We start from the raw sequence: 332 nt of genomic DNA, 5'->3' as shown, positions 1-332 counted from the left end.
CACCACGCGTGCGCACCTGCCCGACCTGCAGCGGCGCCTCGCCGAGCCAGTGGCTGAGGCCGGCGACCACACGGCCTTGCGGCACCAGCAGGTGGCAGGCTTGGTCACCGGCAGCCAAGGCATCGAGCCAGTTGCCCAGTTGCGGGTTTTCATAGGCGAACAGGCTAATCAGCAGAGCCCCGGGCGCTGGGCTTACAGCCAACCCCTGCAGGAACGCCTGCCGGGCAGCAGCCGACTGTTGCAACGCGTCGCGCCGGGCCAGCAGCTCAGCCTCGCGCAGCAGGCCACCGGTGTTTTCGGTGAAGCCGGGGAAGAAGAACACTTTGCGCAAG

Annotated in this window: 1 protein-coding gene; it reads right to left on the bottom strand. The window is 68.1% G+C overall.

From position 1 onward, the window contains the following. The coding region (earP, locus tag QWI17_RS16615) for an elongation factor P maturation arginine rhamnosyltransferase EarP (RefSeq protein ID WP_302723646.1) at positions 1 to 332 on the bottom strand (332 nt) is incomplete at both ends.

It is taken from the genome of Gilvimarinus gilvus, assembly GCF_030518155.1.
Taxonomy (GTDB): Bacteria; Pseudomonadota; Gammaproteobacteria; order Pseudomonadales; family Cellvibrionaceae; genus Gilvimarinus; species Gilvimarinus gilvus.
Note: the sequence above shows the minus strand (reverse complement) of the source record. Positions and strands in the feature narration are given on the sequence as shown.